Origin of the sequence: Streptomyces acidiscabies, from assembly GCF_020010905.1 — a bacterium.
In the GTDB taxonomy this organism is placed as follows: Bacteria; Actinomycetota; Actinomycetes; order Streptomycetales; family Streptomycetaceae; genus Streptomyces; species Streptomyces acidiscabies.
In genome coordinates this window covers 433320-455237 of sequence record NZ_JAGJBY010000002.1, presented here as the reverse complement: position 1 = coordinate 455237, position 21918 = coordinate 433320, and the positions used below count along the sequence as shown (strand labels likewise).

Here is a 21918-nt window from a genome sequence, read left to right as displayed (position 1 = left end):
ACGTCAGTTCGCGGCGCGGTTTCTCAGCAGGGCCTGTTCTCTCGCGTTGGCCGTCAGGGTTGCCGCGCGTTCGAATTCTGTGCGGGCTTCCGCCTTGCGGCCCAGGCGGTCCAGGAGGTCTCCTCGGACGCTGGGGAGCAAGTGGTAGTCCTTCAGGGCGGGTTCGGTGGCGAGGGTGTCGAGGAGGGTGAGGGCTGCTGCGGGGCCCTCCGTCATCGAGAGGGCCACTGCTCGGTTCAACTCCACCACCGGGGACGGGAATCGGGCCGCCAAGGCGTCGTACAGGCGGGTGATCGTCGGCCAGTCCGTCTCCTCGTACGTCGTCGCGTGGGCGTGGCATGCGGCGATCGTCGCCTGGAGGGTGTAGCGGCCCGGGGTGCCGGTCGTCGTGGTGCGGGCTCGGGTCAGGGCCTCGATGCCGCGGGTGATCAGGAGGCGGTTCCAGCGGTGGCGGTCCTGGTCGCGGAGGAGGACGGGGGTGCCGTCGGGGGCTGTGCGGGCCGGGGTGCGGGACGCCTGGAACTCCAACAGCGAGGCCAGGGCGTGGACTTCGGGTTCCTTCGGCATCAGGGCGGTGAGTTGTCTGGACAGGCGGAGGGCGTCCTCGCAGAGGGAGGGGCGCAGCCAGTCGTCTCCCGCCGTCGCGGCGTAACCCTCGTTGAAGATCAGGTAGATGACGTCCAGTACGGAGTCCAGGCGGGCGGCTCTGTCGGGGCCGTGGGGGACCTCGAAGGCGACGTTGCGGGTGGCCAGGGTGCGTTTTGCCCGGACGATGCGTTGCGCGATCGTCGGTTCCGGGGCGAGGTACGCTCTCGCGATCTCGGCGGTTGTGAGGCCGCCGAGGAGTCTCAATGTCAGGGTGGTGCGGGACTCCGGCGACAGTACGGGGTGGCAGGCCATGAAGACGAGCCTCAGGACGTCGTCGTCGAAGTCGTCGGCGTCCTCGTCCTCGTACGACGCCGGTGGGGCCGTTTCTTCCAGGTCCCGGCCGATCTCCGCGAGCTTTCGGGCGTACGTCTCCCGGCGCCGGATCAGGTCCACGGCGCGGCGTCTCGCGGTCGCGGTCAGCCAGGCGCCGGGGTTGTCCGGGACGCCGTCCCTCGGCCACTGCTCCAGTGCGGCGACGAGGGCGTCCTGGGCGAGTTCCTCGGCGATGCCGATGTCTCTGACGAGGCGGGTGACTGTTGCGATGATCCGGGGGGATTCGAGGCGGAAGACGGTTTCCAGGGTGGTGCGGGGGGCGTCGGTGCGGTGCGGGTCCACGGTTCACCATGAAACACCGTGGGACTGACATTGGGGGGTGGGTGGGGCTGCGAGTGGGCAGGTGCGGCGCCGTCGTGGTTGTTCGCGCCCGCGCGGCGGTAGCCGCATATCGATACAGCCCCGCGCCCCTGAAAGACGAGGTGATGCTCGGGGCTTCGGCGATCCGTTCGTACGCCGCCGAAGGCCGAGGCGGGGCCGAAGGCCGAGGCGGGGCCGAAGGCCGAGGCGGGGCCGAAGGCCGAGGCGGGGCCGGGTTGTGCCTTCGGCACTCCCTGCCCTCCGCCCTCGCCCCCGCCTCTCAGCTTCGCCCCCAGCCCCCCACCCCCTCAGCCTTCCGCGATCTCCCGCACCTCGCACGTCACCGTCCAGTACTCCTCGTGGACCCGCAGGAACCGCTCCGCCCAGTGCAACGCCTCCGCCTTGTCCTTGCACTGCATGATCGCGTAGCCGCCCACGACCTCCTTCGCCTCGGTGAAGGGGCCGTCCGTGATGGAGATCTTGCCGGACTGCCAGTGGACGCGGGTGCCCTGGGCGCTCGGGAGGAGGCCTGCGGTGTCGAGCATGACGCCTGCCTTGGTGATCTCCTCGATGAGGTCGCCCATGCGTTGCATCAGGTCGGGGCTGGGGCCCTCCGCGGGGGCGGTCGCTTCGTCGATCTTCACGAGGGACAGGTAGCGGGGCATGGTGACTCCTCGGGTACGGGGCGGGGTCGTTCCCCGCCTTTCATAGGTACGTCGAACAGGACTCGCCCACATCGACAGGCTCACCGGAAAATCCCGAGGAAATTTTTCAGGGCCCCGCCACCGCCGCAAGCACCGACGCCGCAGACCTCCCCGAACACGAACGCCGCCCACGCACCCCACCCACCCGCACCACCACACCCCCCGCCGCAGGCGGAAATGCAAAAGCCTGAACCCGCACCCACCCCCCACAGCACCCCCTACCTCAACGACCCCCACAACTCACTCGCCGCCGGCTCCTTCGCCACCACCCTGTTCGGATCCGACGGTGCCAGCACCACCGGCATCATCACGGTCGTCAGGTTCTGCACCGCCAACCCCCTGACGCTCTGCCCCAGTTCCATCAGGTCGGACAGAGAACTCAACCCCGTGTCAGTGGTCAGACTCCCGGTCACCGCGTCGGCGACTCCGTACAGCTTCGTCGGGCTGCTCAGCAGGTTCAGGTGGGAGATCTGGGTCAACAGGGCCTTCACCAGCGTCTGTTGGAGACCTATTCGGCCCAAGTCGCTGCCGTCGCCGATGCCATGGCGGGTTCGGGCGAACGCGAGCGCCGTCTTCCCGTCCAAGTGATGTGTACCAGCGTCGAGTTGAAGGTGACTGTCGGAGTCGTGGATGTCCTCGGTGGTCGTGACAGTGACACCCCCGAGCGAGTCGACAAGTTTCGCGAACCCGGCGAAGTCGACCTCGATGTAGTGGTCCATGCGAACGCCGGTCATCTGCTCCACGGTCTTGACCGCACAGACAGGCCCACCGACCTCGTACGCAGTGTTGAACATGACGCTGTGGGCAACCTTGGTCGACCCACCCGAGTCACGAGGACAGGACGGCCGGGTGACAAGGGTGTCGCGGGGAATGCTGACGACAGTCGCCGCCGTACGCCCCGCGTCGAGGTGAACGACCATCGCCGTATCGGAGCGGGCACCCCCCTCGGGCCCCCCGCCAAGCTCCTTGTTCTCCTTGCCCGTTCGCGAATCGGACCCGAGGACAAGGATGTTGAGGGACCCGGTGGGCAGAGGCGACGCGGACGGCGACGGCGTGACCATCGCCCGCGCAGGCCGGTCCTCGCCGAGCGCCTGGTCGATGTCGACGCTCTTGATGTTGGAGTCGAGATGCCAGTAGGCCCACCCCCCGGCCGCCACACCGAGCACCAACACGCCCGCCAGGGTGAGGCCGACGATCTTCAGAACCCTGGATCGCCGGCTCACCTGTCTGCCTTCGTCGCCCTGCTCCTCGTTTCGCGTCACACAACGAACATAAGTCCGGAATGTCAACGCGCTGTAAGGAAAGGGGCGCTGAGACTGTTTCTTCGGAAAATCTCACGCCCCAGCCACACCCAGCGTCAGGACACGGTCACCGTCGGCACCGGATTGCTCCCACTCCACGCCCCGTTGAACCCGAACGACACCGAACCCCCGTCCGGCACAGTCCCGTTGTACGACGCGTTGGCACACGACACGCCCGCCCCCGACTGCGTACACACCGCGTTCCACGCCTGTGTCACCGTCTGCCCGGCGCCGAAGTTCCACGTCGCCCGCCACGACGACAGAGCCGCCCCCGAGCAGGAGATCACCACGTTCCCCGTGAACCCGGTGTTCCACTGACTGGTCACGCTGTACGTCGCCTTGCAGGCCCCCGTCGGCGGAGTGGAGGTCCCCCCGAGCGCCTCGGAGATCCCGTAATACGCAGGCTTGGGCTGATAGTTGGCGTCGTACGGCGTAGCCGCCCCCTGCCCAGGGAACGTCGACTCCACCCACGAATCGGAGTCGGTGAACCCCCACACCGTGAGGTTCACGCACCGCGCAACAGCCACACAAGCAGCGGTCACCGCCTTGTAGTCGGCCTTCTGCTGAGCCAACTTGCCCGCGTCGGACGGCAAGTTCATCCGGATGTCCAGCTCGGTGATCGCGACATCGACCCCCAGATCCGCGAACCGCTGGATGTTCTGCTGGAACGTCGACGGAACCTGCCCGAGGATCAAGTGCGCCTGAAGCCCGACCCCATCGATCGGCACGCCCCTCTGTTTCAGCGAACTGACCAGGTTGTACAGGGCGTTGGACTTCGCGTTGACGCCCTCGACGTTGTAGTCGTTGATGTAGAGCTTGGCGTCAGGGTCGGCGGCATGCGCCCAGGTCAGCGCATTGGCGATGTAGTCGACGCCGAGCCCGTTGTACCAGAGGGTCGGCCGGTACGTACCGTCCTCGTTGAACGCCTCGTTGACGACGTCCCACGCGGCGATCCGCCCCTTGTACCGCCCCACCTCGGTGTTGATGTGGTTCTGGAGCAGCGTGCTCAACTGGGCAGGCGTCCAGCTCCCGTTGGTGAGCCAGTTCGGGTTCTGGTTGTGCCAGACGAGGGTGTGGCCGCGCACCTTCTGCCCGTGTGCCTCGGCGAAGTCGACGATCTGGTCGGCCTCGGCCCAGTTGAAGGTGCCTTGGTTGGGTTCGACGGACCCCCACTTCATGGCGTTGCCGGGGGTCAGCGAGGAGAACTGGGCGCCGGCCAAGTCGCCGTAGACACCGGTGAGTTTGGAGCCGGTCACGGCCGTACCGATGACTTTCCCCTTCGCCGCACCGAGGTCGCGCAGGGGGGTGTCGGCGGCCTGGGCGGGTGCGGCCGTAGCGGTGAGCAGGGCGGCGACGGTCACCGCACCGGAGAGCAGAGCGGGCAGGCGTGATCGAGAGGAGGATCTCATTGCGGGTGCCTCCGAAAGTTTCGGTTGTGCAACCGATTGACTTCGGAGGAGTGTGGGGGCACCCGTCGGACCCGTCAATACATCAGCTTCCGGCCAGCGGCGGCACCCCCGTACTCGACCGCACCACCAAGCTCGTCGCCAGCTCCACCCGCGTAGCCGCAGGCCCCTCCGCGCTCCCGTTGTCCGACCGCCCCAGCTCCAGCACGAGCCGCGCCGCCGCCTCGGCCATCTCGGTGAGCGGCTGCCGTACGGTCGTCAGCGGCGGCCCCACCCACCGCGCGACCGGCAGATCGTCGAAGCCGACGACGCTGAGGTCCTCGGGGATGCGCAGCCCCAGCTCGCGCGCGGCCTCGTACAGGCCGAGGGCCTGGAGGTCGTTGCCGGCGAAGACGGCGGTGGGGCGGTCGGGCCGGGCGAGGAGTTCGCGGCCCACGCGGTAGCCGGTGTCGTGGTGGAAGTCCCCCGTACGGATGAGGTCGGGCTCGACCGGCAGCCCGGCGGTCTCCAGCGCGGCGCGGTAGCCGTCGATGCGCGCGCGGCTGCACATCATCTGCGGCGGCCCGGTGATCGCGCCGATCCGGCGGTGGCCGAGTTCGACCAGGTGGCGGGTGGCGGCGAGGCCGCCCTGCCAGTTGGTGGCGCCGATCGAGGGGACGTCCGCGCCGGGGTCGCCCGCCGGGTCCATGACGACGAACGGTACGGAACGGCTGGTCAGGAGCGCGCGCTGGGACTCGTCGAGGCCGGACAGGACGAGGATCACGCCGTGCGGACGGCGGGCGGCGACCTGGTCGGCCCAGGTCCGGCCGGGGGTGAGCCGGCCCGCACTCTCGCTCAGTACGACGCTGAGGCCGGCGTCGCGCGCGACGTTCTCCACGCCCCGGATGACCTCCAGCGCCCAGGCGCTCTCCAGCTCGTGGAAGACCAGGTCGATGAGGGGGGAGCGGGTCGCCTCGGCCCGCCGGCGCCGGTAGCCGTGGGCGCGCAGCAGGTCCTCGACGCGGGTCCGGGTGCCGGGTGCGACGTCGGCTCTGCCGTTGAGGACCTTCGAAACAGTCGGCGCGGAGACGCCGGCCTCGCGGGCGATCTCCGCGAGGGTCGCGGTCTGTGGCCGCGTTTCAGCGGGGTCCGAGGGTGTCATGGCGGCGATCGTATCCCCGCGCACCCTCTTGACGAACCCCGTGCGGCGCCATAGGTTCCCGGAACATTCGGAATTAATCTCGAAACATTCGCGCAATGGCTGCGCGAGATCGTCCGACTGGTGGCTCACCGACCTCTGACAGGAGCTTCATGACCACCGCCTCCGAGACCGGCTCGGCCCCCGAGCGCGCGCCCTGGCGCGACCCCTCCCTGCCCGCCGCCGCACGGGTCGACGACCTCATCTCCCGGATGACCCTCCAGGAGAAGACCGCCCAGCTGTACGGCGTCTGGGTGGGCGCCGACACCGAGGACGGCGGAGTCGCACCCCATCAGTCCGACATGACCGCCGATTACGACTGGGACGAGCTGGTCTCGCACGGCCTCGGCCAGCTGACCCGCCCCTTCGGCACCGCCCCCGTCGACCCGACGGCCGGTGCCCGCGCCCTCGCCGAGGCGCAGCGCCGTCTGGTCGCCGCGAACCGCTTCGGCATCCCCGCGCTCGCCCACGAGGAGTGCCTCGCCGGCTTCACCGCCTGGCAGGCCACCGCCTACCCGGTCCCCCTCTCCTGGGGCGCCTCCTTCGACCCGGACCTGGTCGAGAGGATGGCCGCGCGCATCGGCCACGACCTGCGCTCGGTCGGCGTCCACCAGGGCCTCGCCCCCGTCCTGGACGTCGTGCGCGACGCCCGCTGGGGCCGCGTCGAGGAGACGATCGGCGAGGACCCGTACCTCGTCGGCACGGTCGGCACGGCCTATGTACGGGGCCTGGAGTCGGCCGGCGTGGTCGCCACGCTGAAGCACTTCGCCGGGTACGCGTCCTCCGCGGGCGCCCGCAACCTGGCTCCTGTGCGCGCGGGCACCCGCGAGTTCGCGGACGTCACGCTGCCGCCCTTCGAGATGGCGATCCGCGAGGGCGGCGCCCGCTCGGTCATGCCGTCCTACACCGAGCGCGACGGCGTCCCCGCCTCCGCCGACCCCGAACTTCTCACCCAACTCCTGCGCGAGACCTGGGGGTTCACCGGCACGGTCGTCTCCGACTACTTCGCGGTCGGCTTCCTGGAGAGCCTGCACCGCGTCGCCGGTACGCCCGCGCAGGCGGCCCACGCGGCGCTCGCCGCCGGCATCGACGTCGAGCTGCCGACGCTGAATTGCTACGGCAAGCCGCTCCTGACGGCCGTTCAGGAAGGCTCTGTGCCGGAGGAGTTGGTGGACAACGCTGTCCGGCGGGTCCTCCTCCAGAAGTGCGAGCTGGGGCTCCTGGACGAGGACTGGGCGCCGGTCCACGCGGACCCGGTCGAGCTGGACTCGGCGCAGAACCGGGCGGTCGCGCGCCAACTCGCCGAGGAATCCGTCGTGTTGCTCGACAACCCGGACGGCATCCTGCCGCTCGCGCCGGACACGCGGATCGCGGTCGTCGGTCCGCGCGCCGCCGACGCGCTCGCGATGCTCGGGTGCTACTCCTTCCCGTCCCACGTCCTGCCCCACCACCCCGGGGTCGTCAACGGCATCGAGATTCCTACGGTGTTGGAGGCGCTGCGCGGTGAACTGCCCGACGCCAAGGTCACGTTCGCCGAAGGGTGCGGGGTCGACGAGCCCGACACCGGCGGCTTCGACGAGGCCGTGGCGCGCGCGTCCGAGGCGGACGTCTGTGTCGCCGTCCTCGGCGACCGGGCCGGGCTGTTCGGGCGGGGGACCTCCGGGGAGGGGTGTGACGCGGAGGATCTCCGACTGCCGGGTGTCCAGGCGGAGTTGCTGGACGCGCTCGTCGCCACCGGGGTTCCGGTGGTGCTGGTGATGCTCGCCGGGCGGCCGTACGCGCTGGGGCGGTGGCACGGGCGGCTCGGGGCGGTCGTCGAGGCGTTCTTCCCCGGGGAGGAGGGCGGGCCTGCGGTCGCGGGGGTGCTGTCGGGGCGCGTCAATCCGTCCGGGCGGCTGCCGGTGAGCGTGCCGCGCGTGACCGGGGGGCAGCCGTGGACGTACCTCCAGCCGCCGCTGGGGCTCAAGGGCGAGGTGAGCAACCTCGACCCGACTCCCCTGTACCCGTTCGGACATGGGCGGTCGTACACGGAGTTCGTGTGGGAGGGCTTCGGGGAGGGGGCGGCGATCTCGACCGACGGTTCGTACGACGTCGGCGTGACCGTCCGCAACGCCGGGGACGTGGCCGGTACCGAGGTCGTCCAGCTCTATCTGCACGACCCGGTGGCTGCGGTGACGCGGCCCGACGTACGCCTGATCGGGTACCGGCGGGTGGAGTTGGCGCCGGGTGAGTCCCGTCGGGTGACGTTCACGTTCCACGCGGATCTGTCGGCGTTCACGGACCGCAGCGGGCGGCGGATCGTCGAACCCGGGGCGCTGGAGCTGCGGTTGGGGGCGTCCAGCGCGGACACGCGCCATGCCGTTCAGCTCGAACTCGCCGGGGAGGTACGGGAGTTGGGGGTGGACCGGCGGCTCACCTGCCCGGTCGCCGTCGACTAGTCGACCGTCTCGAACCGCCACCGATGCACCGCGCGGGTGACCAACTCCCCCTCCGGCTCCGGGAGTTCGGGCAGCGGTGCGTCGTACTCCGCGTCCCACCAGGTGATGACCAGCACCCGGTCCTGGGGGGCGCGGAACGTCTCCCGACGGAGGGGAGACGAGGGGAGGGGCTGGCGGCGGGCCCAGGCGAGGAGTTCTTCGCCACGGCCTGCCGCCGCCCTGGCCTCCCACATCAACGCGACTGTCATCCGTACAGGTTGCCCTTGCTGATCTCGTGAACGTGGTCGTGAGAGTGGCCTGGGACGTGGGGATCGGTGACCGGCAGCGACGAGTCCGCCGACAGGTCCCAGTCCGAGGCGGCCCGGTTCCGCGCCACCATCTCCGCGCCCAGCGCCGCGACCATCGCCCCGTTGTCCGTGCACAACTTCGGCCGGGGCACCCGGAGTTGAATCCCGGCGGCCTCGCACCGCTCCTGAGCCAGCGCCCGCAGCCGGGTGTTGGCCGCGACACCGCCGCCGATCATCAGGTGGTCGACGCCCTCGTCCCGGCACGCCCGTACCGCCTTGCGCGTCAGCACGTCCACCACCGCCTCCTGGAAGGACGCCGCCACATCGCGTACCGGCACCTCCTCCCCCGCCGCCCGCTTCGCCTCGATCCAGCGGGCCACGGACGTCTTGAGACCGGAGAAGGAGAAGTCGTACGCGGGGTCGCGCGAACCGGTCAACCCCCGGGGGAAAGCGATGGAGTTGGGGTCGCCCTCGCGTGCGTACCGGTCGATGACCGGACCCCCCGGGAAGCCCAGGTTCAGCACGCGCGCGATCTTGTCGAACGCCTCGCCCGCCGCGTCGTCGATCGTCGCGCCCAGCGGCCGGACGTCCGACGTGATGTCGCTGGAGAGCAGCAGCGAGGAGTGCCCGCCGGAGACCAGGAGCGCCATCGTCGGCTCGGGGAGCGGGCCGTGCTCCAGCTGGTCGACGCAGATGTGCGAGGCCAGGTGGTTGACGCCGTACAGCGGCTTGCCCAGCGCGTACGCGTACGCCTTCGCCGCCGAGACGCCGACCAGCAGGGCGCCCGCGAGGCCCGGACCCGCCGTGACGGCGATGCCGTCCAGGTCCTTCGCGCTCACCCCGGCGTCCTTCAGGGCCCGTTGGATCGTCGGGACCATCGCCTCCAGGTGTGCGCGCGAGGCGACTTCGGGGACGACGCCGCCGAAGCGGGCGTGCTCGTCGACGGACGAGGCGACCGCGTCCGCGAGCAGGGTGGTCCCGCGGACGATCCCGACACCGGTCTCGTCGCAGGAGGTCTCGATCCCCAGGACCAGGGGTTCGTCAGTCATCGTTCTCGGTTCCTCGTACGGGAGTTGCTGCGGGGTCGGGGCGGCGCATCACCAGCGCGTCCACGTTCCCCGGCTGGTAGTAGCCGCGCCGGAAGCCGATCGGCTCGAAGCCGTAGCGCTCGTACAGCTTCTGGGCGCGGAGGTTGTCGACGCGGCACTCCAGCATGACCTCCGGGCACTCGAACTCCGTTGCGGCGCGGAGGAGTTCGGTGAGGAGTCGGCCGCCGAGGCCGGTGCCCCAGTGGTCTCGGGACACGGCGATGGTCTGTACGTCGGCGAGGTCGCCGGCCGCCGCGAGTCCGGCGTACCCGATGATCCGGTCGTCGGTTCCCAGAGCCACCACGTACCGCCGGTTCGCCTCCGGCCCCCGCGCATGGGCCAGCTCCGACCAGAACATCCCCCGCGACCACGCGTCCTCGGGGAACAGGGCACGCTCCAGCTCCAGCACGGGATCGATGTCCCACCAGCGCATCTCACGCAACACGGGCTCGGTCACTTCGGTGTGACCACCTTGTAGTTCTTGGGGACCTGGGCGTCGGGGCGGCGCAGGTACAGGGGGCGGGGTTCGTCCAGCTCGATGCCTGCCGCGAGCCGCTCGGCCGCCAGCGCGGCGAGCGCCGCCGCCGAGACGTGTTCCGGGCCGGGGACGACCTGGAAGTGCTCCGGGTACAGCAGCGTGCCCGCGCCGTACGCCGGGACCTCCTGCGCGACCTCGGCGGGGCGGTCCACCGCCGGTCCGCTCACCCGCGTACGCCGGTCCGCGTACCGCGCCCAGTACACCTCCTTGCGCCGCGCGTCCGTCGCGACCACGAAGGGGCCGTCGACCTCCGCCTCGTACGCCAGGCCGTCCAGCGTGCATACGCCGTACACCGGCACGCCCAGCGCGAGCCCGAACGTGTCCGCCGTCATCAGCCCCACTCTGAGCCCCGTGTACGGCCCCGGGCCCGTCCCCACGACGATCCCCGTCACGGCGTCCAGTCTCACCCCCGCCTCGGCCAGCACACGGTCCACGGTCGGCAACAACAGCTCACCGTGCCGGCGCGCGTCCACCTGACTCGACGCGGCGACGGTCTCGCCGCCGTCGTGCAGGGCGACGGTGACTGCGGGGGTGGCGGTATCCAGAGCGAGCAAGAGCACGCGAACAGCCTACGGCGCGCGAAGGTCGTGTACGTCCGCTGCTGCTAGCGTCCGACGCGAAAACGGACGTTTACGTACAGAGGTGGGCGCAGGTGACAAGCAGCAGCGCGGGATTCGTGGCCGGGCTCACGGCAGCGGCGATCACGACGGTGGGGGTGCTGGCGTGGCAGGCGTCGGCGCAGTCGCCGGGCGACCTGAACCGGCCCCTCCCGACGGCCGCGTCGAAGGCACCGCGCGATGTGAAGCACCCCGACGCGCTGCCGGTGAACTCGGGTGCGGGCCAGCGGGTCGTGTACTCCGTCGACGACGACCGGGTCTGGCTCGTCGACGAAACCGGCAAGGTCACGCGCACGTTCCGCGTCTACCCCGGCGGCGTCGACCCCAAGCTCGGCCCGCACACCGTCTCCTCCCGCGCGAACGCGGTCACCGCGACGGACGGCACGCACATCGAACACGTGGTCCGCTTCGCGGCGACCCCCGACGGCATGGCGATCGGCTTCAGCGCGGCGGTGAACGGTGCCCTGCCCGCCGGCGACACGATGGTCAAGACGGGCGGCATCCGGGAGACCCGCCCGGACGGGGACGCGATGTGGGACTTCGCGACAGTGGGACGCCGGGTGGTGGTGATCCGGTAGGGCCGTCCCGACTTTCCTGGGGGTCAGGAAAGTCGGGCGAGGGTGAGGAGGCCGGTGAAGGCGGTGGGGGTGAGCAGGAGGGGTGGGCTGGTCGGGGTCTTGCTGTCGCGGACGGGGACGATGCCGTGCGCGTACGCGTACGAGGGGGACCACTCGACGCATTCGCCGCCGTCGCCGTCGCAGTAGGTGGACCTGACCCAGACCATGGACTGCTCCTATGCCTTGAGGCTGCGGACGAGGCTGGTGAAGCTCTCAAGCGTGAGCATGAGGGGCGAGCCGCTCGGGGTCTTGCTGTCGCGGACGGGGACGACGCCGTGGGCGTGCGCGTACGAGGGGGACCACTCGATGCACTGGCCACCCTCTGCGTCGCTGTAGGTGGACTTGACCCACGTAAGGGCACGAGGGTCGAGGGTGTTGCTCATCTGGCGTACTCCTCCATGATCGAACGGATCAGAGCGAGGGAGCGTGCCTCGGACTCCGCCGCCGCGCGGAGCCGGTTGTAGATGTCCGACCACTTCCGCACGTCAGACGCGGAGTCGTTGACGAAACCCCTGCCAGCGGTCTCCGAGTACAAGACCCTCGCCCCGTCATCTTGCGTAAGCAGGTTAAACGACTTACTGGACGCCGGGGCCCCTGCTCCGAAGGTGAGAACCTGAACTGTGACGTGCGGAAACGCCGCCATCACAGCGAGGTGCTCCAACTGGCCCGCCATGACGCCGCGATCGCCAACCACCGTACGCAGCACGGCTTCGTTGAGGATGACCCACAGTGACGGAGGAGCCTCCCGCTCCAGGATCTCCCGCCTGTGCATACGGAGGTCCACGCGCGACTTGATCTCGTTGTCGGTCTGGTGCGGATATCCCGCTCGGTAGACCGCTTCCGCGTACTCCGGCGTCTGGAGCAGGCCCATGACGAACGTGGTGCTGTAGTCCTCGATCTCAGCGGCTTCCTTCTCCAACTGCACGTACGGCACGAACCACCCGGGGTTCCCCCGCTCGCTCACCCGCACCAACAACCGCCCGAACGACCCCGGCGTGTTGAAGAAGCAGTCGCACTCGTCCGCGAAGTGCTGTGACGCCAGCGCTTTCCCGTTCACGACCTTGGATACGTACGGCTCCTTGTACCCGGTAGCCACGGCCAAAGCCCTCTGCGTCGCCCCCTTGTGCTCCAGCGCCGCCGCCACCTCCCTCCCGAACCACTCCAGTCCGTCCACAGGCTCCGATTCATCGTTCACCTGTTCAATTCACCTGCTTTCCAGGGCTATTGGAAACCTCAGAACCCTTCAACCGTACGGGCCGATAGTCCATCGTGTGACCAGAACGACCCAGAAAGTCAAGGAGGTTGCATGATGCTCTGCCCCGCCACCATCGTCGTCCCGGACGAACTGAAGGAAGCCGCACTGAAATACCCGGACGGCCGGCCGGACGAGGAGCCGATTCCGGACTACGTCAGCTGCGAACTGGACAAGCACAAGTACGGCACGCACACCTGCCTTTTGAGGGACCTCTCGGCAAAAGCGAGCGGCTCGGTGTGGATCACGTGGTCGGACCCTCAGAACGTGAAAGTGGAACAGTTGCCGTATTGCGTCTCGCGGGGGCCGGAAAAGGGCGACGCGTGCTGGCTGACGGAAGGGCATCGGGGCGGGCACAGTTGGGAGCGGTACGAGTGACTCCGCCGCCCTAGGCTCACCGCATGGACCCCCGCGACACCGCCTGGGAGCAGGACCACGCCAGATACGGCGTCTACTTCGCGAGGGTGGGCCTACACCCTCTACGTGATGGTCGATGACAGCGGCACCCCCGGCCTCGTTCGGCTTGCCGGGGTTCTCGGGGATCCGTTCGCCGAGGTGTGAGGCCACTCCGCGTTCCGGGTGACCCCACCGCGTGCCCTACACGGCTCTCGGCGCCCGGGGCGTTACGTCTGATCACGTGATGAGCAGACGTATCCCCCTCGCCCTGATGCTGGCCGGCGTCGTCTTGTTGCCCAGCGCCCAAGCCAACGCCGCCCCCGTCCCGGAAGAAGACCTCGTGCCCGGCGTCAAGCAGACCGCGCTGGTCGACACCCCGGATCAGGTGCTGGCGCCAAAGACGTACGTACCCGGCGCTGAAGAAGACGCCACCGAACCCCCAGACGCCGCCCCCAACGCCTACGACCTCGTCGAATACGTCCCCCTCGGCGAAGCCGTCGCCCGTATCAGCTGCACCAAGAAAACCGGCCCCTATCAGCGGCAGATCGAACGATGGCTGAAGCTGAAAGTCGACGGGAAACAGTCGACGAAAGACTGCAAGGCCATCAAGGCGTTCCAGAAGAAGCAGAAGATCAAGCCAGCTATTGGATTCGCCGGACCAGTCACCTGGAAACGGATGCAACTCCTCTCCGCCAAGAAGAAACCGAACGCGGCGAAGAAATGCCCCGTCAGGAAATACCGCATCGCGTGTGTGGATCTCACCCGGCAGATCACCTGGGTACAGAAGGGCAATAAAGTCGTCTTCGGCCCCGTCTCCATGCGGAGCGGCAGAAAGGCACACCCGACCCGCACCGGCTGGTTCAAGATTTACTGGCGGCACAAGAACCACGTCTCCACGCTGTACAACACCCCGATGCCGTATTCCCAGTTCTTCAGTGGCGGCCAGGCATTCCATGCCGTTTACGGCAGCATTCACACGACCGTCGGCTCGATGGGCTGCGTCAATCTCACCGTCCCCGACGCCCGCAAGCTCTGGGGCGTGCTCAAGAAGGGCGACCGGGTGTACGTCTGGGGGAAGAGGCGGCTCTGAGAGACTGGGGGCGATGAGAGAGACGGAACGGGCGCGCCCCAGGGCGGTGATCGACCTGGCGGCGCTGCGAGCGAACGTACGCGCGCTGCGGGTGAAGGCACCCGGCGCGGCCTTCATGGCGGTCGTGAAGGCCGACGGGTACGGCCACGGCGCGATCCCGTGCGCCCGCGCGGCGGTGGAGGCGGGCGCGACGTGGGTGGGTACGGCTACGCCGGAAGAGGCGCTGGCCCTCGTAAAAAAAGCCGGTCTCCCCGACCACGTACGGATCATGTGCTGGCTGTGGACGCCGGGAGCCCCCTGGCGTGAGGCCATCGAGGCCGGCATCGACGTGTCGGTGAGCGCGCTGTGGGCGCTCACCGAAGTCACCCAAGCCGCAAAAGCCGCAAACAGCACAGCCCGCGTCCACCTCAAAGCCGACACCGGCCTAGGCCGAGGCGGCAGCCAACCCTCCGACTGGTCCGACCTCGTCCGCCACGCACGGGACGCCGAGCGCGCCGGCGCCGTACGCATCGTCGGCCTCTGGTCGCACCTCGCCTGCGCGGACGAACCCGGACACCCCTCCGTCCAGGCCCAGTTGGACCGTTTCCGCGAGATGACGGCGTACGCGGAAGCGCACGGCGTACGCCCCGAGGTCCGCCACATCGCGAACTCCCCCGCCACCCTCACCCTCCCCGAGGCGCACTACGACCTCGTCCGGCCGGGCATCGCGATGTACGGCCTCTCCCCGAGCCCGGACCTCGGCGCCCCCGCCGATCTGGGCCTGCGCCCGGCGATGACGCTCACGGCGCCGGTCGCGCTGGTCAAGCACGTACCCGGCGGACACGGCGTCAGCTACGGCCACCACTACGTCACCCCCGGCGAGACGACCCTCGCGCTGGTCCCGCTGGGCTACGGCGACGGCGTACCCCGCCACGCGTCCGGCGCCGGACCCGTGCTGATCGGCGGGAAGTGGCGGACGGCCGCCGGGCGGATCGCGATGGACCAGTTCGTCGTGGACCTCGGAGGTGACGAGGTCGAGGCCGGTGCGGAGGCGGTTCTGTTCGGGCCGGGTGATCGTGGGGAACCTACTGCCGAGGACTGGGCGCAGGCCGCGGGGACCATCGGGTACGAGATCGTGACCCGCATCTCCGCGCGTGTTCCCCGCGTCTACGTCAATGGGTAGTCATCCGGTGGAGAGGAGCGGTACGTGAGCGAGAGCGGTGTGGAGGCGATCGTCTCCGCCACGGGGGACGCCGCGGGCAACTGGCGCCGCGCGACCGGTATCGCGGGCGCCGCGATAGGGGTGATCGCGGCGGGCGCCGCCGCCGGGGTCGCCCTGGAGCGGATGACCGTCGGGCGCGGGATGCGCAGGAAGGCGCAGCTCGCGCTGGATTCGACCGGTCCGTACGGCGCGCTGCGCGGCACCCCCGGCAAGGCGTACGCCGATGACGGCACCGAGCTGTACTACGAGGTGGACGACGTCGAGCCCGAGGGCGGGCCCGCGCCCCGGCGGCGGCGCCTGTTCGGCCGTAAGGCGCCGGCTCCCGTGACCGTCGTCTTCAGTCACGGGTACTGCCTGACCCAGGACTCGTGGCACTTCCAGCGGGCGGCGCTGCGGGGTGTCGTACGGACCGTGCACTGGGACCAGCGCAGTCATGGGCGGTCGGCGCACGGGGTCGCGCAGCTCCAGGACGGGGCGCCGGTCAGCATCGATCAGCTGGGGCGGGATCTGAAGGCCGTCATCGACGCGGCGGTGCCGGAGGGGCCGGTCGTGCTCGTGGGGCACTCCATGGGCGGGATGACCGTCATGGCGCTCGCCGATCAGTTCCCCGAATTCGTACGGGAGCGGGTCGTCGCGACCGCCTTCGTCGGGACGTCCTCCGGGCGGCTCGGGGAGGTCAACTACGGGCTGCCGGCGGCCGGGGTCAACGCCGTGCGGCGGGTGCTTCCGGGGGTCCTGAAGGTGCTCGGGCAGCAGGCCGCGCTCGTCGAGAAGGGGCGGCGGGCCACCGCCGAGATCTTCGCCGGGATCATCAAGCGGTACTCGTTCTCCTCGCGGGACGTCGATCCCGCTGTCGCGCGGTTCGCGGAGCGGATGATCGAGGGGACGACCATCGATGTCGTCGCCGAGTTCTATCCGGCGTTCACGGAGCACGACAAGACCGAGGCGCTGGTGTGGTTCCGGGAGATGCCGGTGCTGGTGCTCGCGGGGGTGGGGGATCTGGTGACGCCCAGCGAGCACAGCGAGGCCATCGCGGATCTGCTGCCGGACGCGGAGTTGGTGCTCGTCCCCGACGCCGGGCACCTGGTCATGCTGGAGCACCCCGAGGTGGTCACCGACCGGATCGCCGACCTGCTCATGCGGGCCGGGGCGTTTCCGGCGGGGGCTACCGTTGGCGGCTATGGAAGCAGCACCGCACAACCTGGTTGAGCTGACCGTCACGTCCCCCGAGCAGATGCGCGACCTCGGTCTCCGGCTCGCCTCGATCCTGCGCGCCGGGGATCTCGTCATGCTGGACGGGGAGTTGGGGGCCGGGAAGACGACGCTCACGCGGGGACTCGGCGAGGGGCTCGGCGTACGGGGGGCCGTGACCTCGCCGACGTTCGTCATCGCCCGCGTGCACCCGTCCCTGGGTGAGGGTCCGCCGCTCGTCCACGTCGACGCGTACCGCCTCGGCGGCGGGCTCGACGAGATGGAGGACCTCGACCTCGACGTCTCGCTCCCCGACTCGGTGATCGTCGTGGAGTGGGGGGAGGGGAAGGTCGAGGAGCTGACGGACGACCGGCTCGTGATCGGCATCCGGCGGGCGGTCGGGGACACGACGGACGAGGTCCGGCACGTGTCGCTGCGCGGGCTGGGGGCCCGGTGGAGCGGCGTCGACCTGGACGGTGTGCTGCGCGCGTGAACGTTCCGACGCGTTGTCGGCAAAATATTGCGTCCCCGGCATCGGGCGTGGTCATATGGTATCCAGTTCGTGGTTAGGTCTACCTAAGTAGCCCTCCACGCTCGCCCCCGACCCGCTGGAGGCGTCCATGTCCGTGCCGGTTGTGTCTATGCGTGAGCTTCTCGCGGCGGGCGCCGCGGCGGAGGCGGTGTCGTTGCCTCCCCGGGCGCCGACTCCGGTGCCGATGGCTTCGGCGGAGGAGCCGGAGAGCGGCGCCGGTGAACCCTTGGACGTACGGGACGCGGCGTAGAGGCTCAGCGGCGCAGGCGTCTCGCCTGATACAGCGCCAGCGTCCCCGCCGCCATCGGCACCCACATGATCCACACCGTCACGATCACGTCCGCCGTGGACGTGCTGTCCGTGGTGATGATCACCGCGAGCAGGGCCCAGAACGCGGCGATCAGACCGACCGCCCACAGGCCCAGCGTCCACCCTGGGGTGGACTTCCCGGGTGTAGACGGAGTTGCACGCCGAGGTTGCGGGATGTTCGCCGGGTCGCGGGGCGGGAGGTGGACCACCAGGTGCGACGGGATCGCCGCGTCGATCGCCGCTATGCGGTCCGGGGTGACGCCCTTGTAGAGGGTCGGTTCCACCGTTACCGAGAAGCCGTCGTGGCCCGTGAGGGAGCGGGAGCCGTCGGGGCGGGTGGTCATGGCGGCGCAGGTCGCGTAGTGGACGGTGACCGGGCCTCGGGGGGTGGTCAGCGAGACGCCGTCCGGGCCGATCGTGAGGGTGACGCCGTCCGGTGAGGGGTGCGTCGTACCGGTGACCGTTGTCGAGGAGTACTGCGGGGCCAAGGTGAAGCCCGCCCAGTCGACGCCCCTCCCCGGCACCTGCATCAGCGCGTTGGACCAGGTCTCCTGGGCGACTTCGTGGACGTCCGCGAGGGTTACGGCGTGGAGTTCCGAGCGGCGTTCCTCGACCGTCGTCACCGGGCGCCCCAGCAGGATGCTGAGCGCGTTGCCGGGGAGGAGGCCCGCGCCGGGGTCGTCGTACTGCTTGGCGACGCGGGCGCGGGACGAGTCCAGTTCCTGTTGGGTGAACGTGCCCGCGCGCAGGCGGGCCAGCGTGTCGACGAAGCCGCCGACCACCGCGTCCTGCTTCTTCGGGAGCGCGTCGGCGTACGCGGTGATCGTGGCGTGCGACGCGTCCCGTACGGAGTAGTCCGCGTCCGCCTGGTACGAGTAACCCCCCTCCTGGCGCAGGTCGTGGAAGAGGGCGCGGCCGAAGAGGTCGGCGAAGACCATGGCGGCGGCGGAGCGGCGGACCACTGCGGACAGGACGACCGTGCCGTCGTCGCCGTGGACGTACGCCGGGGTGACGGGCAGCGCGTCGGAGGCGGGCGGCGCGGGGATGCGGGTGCCCGGCGGGAGGGTGAGGTCGAGGCCGGCGGGGACGTGGTCGCCGGTGAGCCAGAGGACCGCGTTGTCGCGGGTGAACCTGGTCTGCGCCCAGTAGCGGACGGCGTCCGGCGTGAGGCTCCAGGTGCCCAGCTCGGTGTAGCTGCTGAGGCCGTAGCCCTGCGCCCCGTACCGCCACAGCGGCAGCTGCGAGGACCCGCCGCGCCCCGCCGCCTCCGTACGCAGGATCTCCTTCTCCGTCTCCAGCCGCTCCAGCGGCAGTTCGCGCAGGGACGCGCAGACGCTGTTGAGGTACGTGACGACCTCGGCCTCGGTGCCGGTGACGTGGAAGAGGGTGTACGTGTTCGCCGTCGCGCCGTTGTAGTGCAGGTCGGACAGGCCGAGGCGGTGCAGCGCGAGGTGTTCGACGAGGTGGGTGAGGCCGGCGGTGGCGAGGGTCTCGTCGGCGCGGCCGACGCGGAACATGAGGCCGGCGGTGATCTCGGAGGACGACGTGCCGGGGGCGTAGAGGGTCGGGATGCCCTGCGTGACCGTGCTGTTCATCGGGCGACCGCCTCTCGCGCGGACTTGCGGTACCTGCGGAACGCGGCTTTCGGGTCGGACAGGTAGGACCAGGGGCCGGCGGCCCGGTCGCCGAGTGCGGCGAAGTGGGGGGCGGCGTCGGCGTGGTGGCCGCCGAGGGAGAAGGCCAGCGCGAAGGTGCCGTGCGCGTAGAGGCTGGAGAGGTCGGGGCGGTACGCCGGGTGCCGTACGGAGATGGCGGCGGCGTTGCGCAGGTCGTGGAGGACGTTCAGGCCGCGCAGGTACGGTCCGCCCTGCCCCTCCAGCGACAGCCAGTGCTCGATGTGCGCGTCGGCGACGAGGACGCCGGTCGGGGCGCCGTCGGGGGCCTCGCGGGTCGCCTCGGCGGCGAAGCCGTGCGCCTCCTCCCAGGTGCCGCCCCACTTCGGGCAGAGCTGCTGGAGGAGGGCGGCCTGGGCGCCGTACACGTGCGGGTGGTGCGCGCGGAGGCGGTCGTAGCGGCGGCGGGCCTCGGTGGTGCCGAGTTCCAGGCCACGGGCGAGGGTGATGCGGATGTACCAGGCGGGGGCGTACGAAGGCTGTTCCGCGCAGACCTGGATGAGGAGTTGCTCCGCCCGGCGCAGCCAGGCGTGGAACTGGTCGAACTGTTCCCGGGACACGTCCTTCGCGAGCGCGGCGCTGCGGATGTCCCAGCCGATGATCACGTAGCGCTTGGCGAGGAGGGTTCGCGGCAGGGGGTCGGCGGGGAAGTCGGCTGCGGCGCGCTCCAGCCAGCGCTCGACGCCGGGTGTCTCTGCGATGGAGTTGAGCGCGGTGATCATGTCGTCCACGCTGCCCAGCCGCCCGAAGAACGCCCGCACGGCGGCCCAGTCCCCCGCGTACGCCGCGTCCCGCAAGGGGATCAACTCGGGCGTGTTGTCGTACGTGTCAAAACTCGGCTCTGCGCCGCCCACTCTGTCCCCACCCCTGGCCTGATTCGTACATCTGTTTCAAGACGCCGCAGGGTAACAGCCCGGTCGAACCTTAAAGTGCTCGGCATGAGCATCATCGGAGTCGGCATCGACGTGGCCGAGATCGACCGCTTCGCGACGTCCCTGCAACGCACGCCGGGTCTCGCCGCGCGCCTCTTCCTGGACAGCGAACTCCTCCTCCCGAACGGCGAACGCCGGGGGCCTGCGTCCCTCGCGGCGCGCTTCGCGGCGAAGGAGGCGTTGGCGAAGGCACTGGGGGCGCCGGGGGGGCTGTTGTGGACCGACGCGGAGGTGTATGTCGAGGCGAGTGGGCAGCCTCGGCTGCGGGTGAGGGGGAGTGTGGCGGCGCGGGCCGAGGCGTTGGGGGTGACGGGGTGGCATGTGTCGCTGAGTCATGACGCGGGGGTGGCTTCGGCGGTGGTGATCGCGGAGGGGTAGGGGTGGGGGGACGGGGGTGGCTTGGTGTACGTGGTCAGCTTCGGCGGTACGACAATCGGACCGCCGCTCGTCTCCCCGAACCCCGTCACCTCACCCGATCTCCACCACCTTCGCCCACTCCGGCGGCCCCTCCGGGACGTACTCGGGGTCCGTCTCGCGCCAACTCCCCCTCCCCGTACGGGGGAAGAGGCCGACGACCGTGCGGCACGGGGGTTGGGGCGGCCACGGGGTCTGGCCGTCCGTCAGGGCCACCACCACGTCGGGGCGCGTGCGCAGAGCCGCCGCGAAGCCCTCGCAGAGATTCGTGCCGCCGCCTCCGATCAAGGGGATGTCCTCCGCCCGGCACAGGGGGTGGGCGACGTGGGCCGCCGCGTCGCAGGCCACCACCGTGACCAGGTCCCGGCGTCCGCCCACCGCCCTGGTGATCGCGGCGACTTCGAGGAGCGCGCTGCCGAGTTCCGCGTCGCTGACCGAGCCGGACGTGTCGATGACGACGGCGACGCGGGGCGGGTGGCGGCGGAGGCTGGGCAGGACGATGCCGGGGAGCGAGGACGCGCGGCGCGACGGGCGGCCGTACGTGTAGTCCTGGCCCGCGCCCGCACCGGAGACGGCGGAGCGCAACGCCGCGCCGAGGAGGCGCAGCCAGGGCTGGGGCGGGTGGAAGGCGTCTTTCGCCCAGCGTTTCCAGCCCTCGGGCGCGTCCCCGGGGCGGCCCTTGATCGCCTGGGCGACCCGGTACCGTACGGCGTCCCGCTGCTGCGCGGTGAGCCCGTCGGCGCCGTCCGCGCCGAGGTCCCAGCCGCGTCGACGGCCGTCCGCGCCGCTGCCGCAGTCGAGCCAGGCGATGTCACTGTCGTACGTCTTGAGCTGGAACCGGCGCAGGTACTCCTCCATGAGGAGCCCCTCCGGCAGCTCCAGCCGGGCGGGGGTCACCGCGCCCCTCGGGCGCTCCAGCCCGTCGCCGTAGATGTCGTCGTTGATCTCCATGTCCGCCGCGATGTTCATCCGCAGCCGCTCCCCCGGCCCGTCGAGCCCCTGCTCCTTCGCGAACCGGTCACCGCGCCCATGATGATCCCGCAGCAAATGCGACACCTCGTGCACCCACACCCCGGCCAACTCCTCCACCGGCATCCGCTCCACGAACCCCGGCGACACGTAACAACGCCAGTACCCGTCCACGGCCATCGTCGGCACGGTGTCCGTCGGGACGACGTGCAGCGCGAAGAGGGCGGAGGCGAGGTAGGGGCGGGCGCGGGCGGCTTGGAGGCGGGCGGTGTAGAGCTTGTCGGTGTCGAGGGGGCGGGGCGGTACGGGGGTGGGTCCGCGAACTGGGGTTGGGGGCAGGGTGGTTGTCTGGTCCGGGGTGGGGGTGGGGTCCGGCGTCGGGGGTGGGCTGGTGGGGTGGCCCGGGGTACGGGCCTGGTCCGGCGCCGGGGTCGCCACCTGGTCGGGCGTACGGGCCTGGTCCGGCGTCGGGGTCGCAGCCGCCGGGTGGTCCGGCGTACGGGCC

24 protein-coding genes are annotated in these 21918 nt (G+C 70.4%); 9 read left to right on the top strand and 15 right to left on the bottom strand.

Annotated elements, in window-relative coordinates; genetic code table 11:
• Window positions 1–3 precede the first annotated feature (3 nt).
• The 5 genes from J8M50_RS29125 to J8M50_RS29105 all read right to left on the bottom strand — a co-directional run bounded on the left by J8M50_RS29125 (window position 4) and on the right by J8M50_RS29105 (window position 5833).
• Window positions 4–1263: an RNA polymerase sigma factor gene (locus tag J8M50_RS29125; protein ID WP_010351744.1), complete on the bottom strand. Its 1260-nt coding sequence runs from the start codon at window positions 1261–1263 to the stop codon at window positions 4–6.
• A 326-nt stretch (window positions 1264–1589) separates the two neighbouring features.
• Window positions 1590–1946, bottom strand: a complete 357-nt coding sequence (locus J8M50_RS29120) for a YciI family protein (protein ID WP_010351743.1) — start codon at window positions 1944–1946, stop codon at window positions 1590–1592.
• Between the two features lie 257 nt (window positions 1947–2203).
• Window positions 2204–3247, bottom strand: coding sequence for an LCP family protein (locus tag J8M50_RS29115; protein WP_050987155.1), 1044 nt, complete (start codon window positions 3245–3247; stop codon window positions 2204–2206).
• A 95-nt stretch (window positions 3248–3342) separates the two neighbouring features.
• Window positions 3343–4695 (bottom strand): glycoside hydrolase family 10 protein, encoded by a 1353-nt coding sequence (locus tag J8M50_RS29110; protein ID WP_029183576.1) that lies wholly within the window; start codon window positions 4693–4695, stop codon window positions 3343–3345.
• An 82-nt stretch (window positions 4696–4777) separates the two neighbouring features.
• Window positions 4778–5833 (bottom strand): LacI family DNA-binding transcriptional regulator, encoded by a 1056-nt coding sequence (locus J8M50_RS29105; RefSeq protein ID WP_010351740.1) that lies wholly within the window; start codon window positions 5831–5833, stop codon window positions 4778–4780.
• Between the two features lie 149 nt (window positions 5834–5982).
• Here J8M50_RS29105 and J8M50_RS29100 point away from each other — a divergent pair, with 149 nt between their 5' ends.
• Window positions 5983–8307: a beta-xylosidase/alpha-l-arabinosidase gene (locus J8M50_RS29100; protein ID WP_010351739.1), complete on the top strand. Its 2325-nt coding sequence runs from the start codon at window positions 5983–5985 to the stop codon at window positions 8305–8307.
• Here the strand turns inward: J8M50_RS29100 and J8M50_RS29095 are convergent.
• The 4 genes from J8M50_RS29095 to tsaB are packed head-to-tail and all read right to left on the bottom strand — an operon-like array spanning window position 8304 to window position 10780.
• Entirely contained in the window at window positions 8304–8555 is a 252-nt protein-coding gene (locus J8M50_RS29095; RefSeq protein ID WP_029183575.1) for a hypothetical protein, read from the bottom strand. The two genes, J8M50_RS29100 and J8M50_RS29095, sit on opposite strands and share 4 nt — an antisense overlap.
• Window positions 8552–9643 (bottom strand): tRNA (adenosine(37)-N6)-threonylcarbamoyltransferase complex transferase subunit TsaD, encoded by a 1092-nt coding sequence (tsaD, locus tag J8M50_RS29090; RefSeq protein WP_010351737.1) that lies wholly within the window; start codon window positions 9641–9643, stop codon window positions 8552–8554. The genes J8M50_RS29095 and tsaD overlap by 4 nt, the downstream gene beginning before the upstream one ends.
• Window positions 9636–10139: a ribosomal protein S18-alanine N-acetyltransferase gene (rimI, locus tag J8M50_RS29085; protein ID WP_010351736.1), complete on the bottom strand. Its 504-nt coding sequence runs from the start codon at window positions 10137–10139 to the stop codon at window positions 9636–9638. The genes tsaD and rimI overlap by 8 nt, the downstream gene beginning before the upstream one ends.
• Entirely contained in the window at window positions 10136–10780 is a 645-nt protein-coding gene (gene tsaB, locus J8M50_RS29080; protein WP_010351735.1) for a tRNA (adenosine(37)-N6)-threonylcarbamoyltransferase complex dimerization subunit type 1 TsaB, read from the bottom strand. Before tsaB ends, rimI begins: the two co-directional genes overlap by 4 nt.
• Window positions 10781–10872: 92 nt before the next feature.
• Between tsaB and J8M50_RS29075 the strand changes: the two genes are divergently transcribed.
• Window positions 10873–11415: a hypothetical protein gene (locus J8M50_RS29075; RefSeq protein ID WP_100216689.1), complete on the top strand. Its 543-nt coding sequence runs from the start codon at window positions 10873–10875 to the stop codon at window positions 11413–11415.
• 23 nt (window positions 11416–11438) lie between these two features.
• Here J8M50_RS29075 and J8M50_RS29070 read toward each other — a convergent pair whose 3' ends face one another.
• Genes J8M50_RS29070 through J8M50_RS29060 form a run of 3 tightly spaced genes read right to left on the bottom strand, consistent with a single transcriptional unit; the run spans window position 11439 to window position 12649 of the window.
• The gene (locus tag J8M50_RS29070) at window positions 11439–11621 is read right to left on the bottom strand and encodes a DUF397 domain-containing protein (RefSeq protein WP_010351732.1); all 183 of its coding nucleotides are present in this window, start codon (window positions 11619–11621) and stop codon (window positions 11439–11441) included.
• A gap of 9 nt (window positions 11622–11630) precedes the next feature.
• Window positions 11631–11837, bottom strand: coding sequence for a DUF397 domain-containing protein (locus J8M50_RS29065; protein ID WP_010351731.1), 207 nt, complete (start codon window positions 11835–11837; stop codon window positions 11631–11633).
• The gene (locus J8M50_RS29060; protein WP_370516609.1) at window positions 11834–12649 is read right to left on the bottom strand and encodes a helix-turn-helix domain-containing protein; all 816 of its coding nucleotides are present in this window, start codon (window positions 12647–12649) and stop codon (window positions 11834–11836) included. Before J8M50_RS29060 ends, J8M50_RS29065 begins: the two co-directional genes overlap by 4 nt.
• A gap of 111 nt (window positions 12650–12760) precedes the next feature.
• Between J8M50_RS29060 and J8M50_RS29055 the strand changes: the two genes are divergently transcribed.
• The 6 genes from J8M50_RS29055 (at window position 12761) to J8M50_RS29030 (ending at window position 17366) form a co-directional block, all read left to right on the top strand.
• Window positions 12761–13084: a hypothetical protein gene (locus tag J8M50_RS29055; protein WP_010351729.1), complete on the top strand. Its 324-nt coding sequence runs from the start codon at window positions 12761–12763 to the stop codon at window positions 13082–13084.
• A 262-nt stretch (window positions 13085–13346) separates the two neighbouring features.
• Entirely contained in the window at window positions 13347–14192 is an 846-nt protein-coding gene (locus tag J8M50_RS29050) for a L,D-transpeptidase family protein (RefSeq protein WP_040835697.1), read from the top strand.
• A 13-nt stretch (window positions 14193–14205) separates the two neighbouring features.
• The gene (alr, locus tag J8M50_RS29045; protein WP_010351727.1) at window positions 14206–15354 is read left to right on the top strand and encodes an alanine racemase; all 1149 of its coding nucleotides are present in this window, start codon (window positions 14206–14208) and stop codon (window positions 15352–15354) included.
• Between the two features lie 24 nt (window positions 15355–15378).
• Window positions 15379–16602 carry an alpha/beta fold hydrolase gene (locus tag J8M50_RS29040; RefSeq protein ID WP_010351726.1) on the top strand — a complete coding sequence of 408 codons (1224 nt, stop codon included), beginning with the start codon at window positions 15379–15381 and terminating at the stop codon, window positions 16600–16602.
• Complete coding sequence (gene tsaE, locus J8M50_RS29035) at window positions 16574–17077, top strand: tRNA (adenosine(37)-N6)-threonylcarbamoyltransferase complex ATPase subunit type 1 TsaE (RefSeq protein WP_010351725.1); 504 nt, start codon at window positions 16574–16576, stop codon at window positions 17075–17077. The genes J8M50_RS29040 and tsaE overlap by 29 nt, the downstream gene beginning before the upstream one ends.
• Window positions 17078–17225: 148 nt before the next feature.
• Window positions 17226–17366: a hypothetical protein gene (locus J8M50_RS29030; RefSeq protein ID WP_162138044.1), complete on the top strand. Its 141-nt coding sequence runs from the start codon at window positions 17226–17228 to the stop codon at window positions 17364–17366.
• A gap of 4 nt (window positions 17367–17370) precedes the next feature.
• Here the strand turns inward: J8M50_RS29030 and J8M50_RS29025 are convergent, their stop codons facing one another.
• Together J8M50_RS29025 and J8M50_RS29020 are read right to left on the bottom strand one after the other, a co-directional pair.
• Window positions 17371–19020 (bottom strand): M16 family metallopeptidase, encoded by a 1650-nt coding sequence (locus J8M50_RS29025; RefSeq protein ID WP_010351724.1) that lies wholly within the window; start codon window positions 19018–19020, stop codon window positions 17371–17373.
• Entirely contained in the window at window positions 19017–19952 is a 936-nt protein-coding gene (locus J8M50_RS29020; protein ID WP_010351723.1) for a hypothetical protein, read from the bottom strand. The genes J8M50_RS29025 and J8M50_RS29020 overlap by 4 nt, the downstream gene beginning before the upstream one ends.
• Before the next feature lie 84 nt (window positions 19953–20036).
• Between J8M50_RS29020 and J8M50_RS29015 the strand changes: the two genes are divergently transcribed.
• On the top strand, window positions 20037–20408 hold the full coding sequence (locus tag J8M50_RS29015) for a holo-ACP synthase (protein WP_029183573.1): 372 nt from the start codon (window positions 20037–20039) through the stop codon (window positions 20406–20408).
• 90 nt (window positions 20409–20498) lie between these two features.
• Here the strand turns inward: J8M50_RS29015 and J8M50_RS29010 are convergent, their stop codons facing one another.
• A complete protein-coding gene (locus J8M50_RS29010) occupies window positions 20499–21752 on the bottom strand; it encodes a vWA domain-containing protein (protein ID WP_075692916.1) in 1254 nt (417 codons plus the stop codon).
• Window positions 21753–21918: the final 166 nt, after the last annotated feature.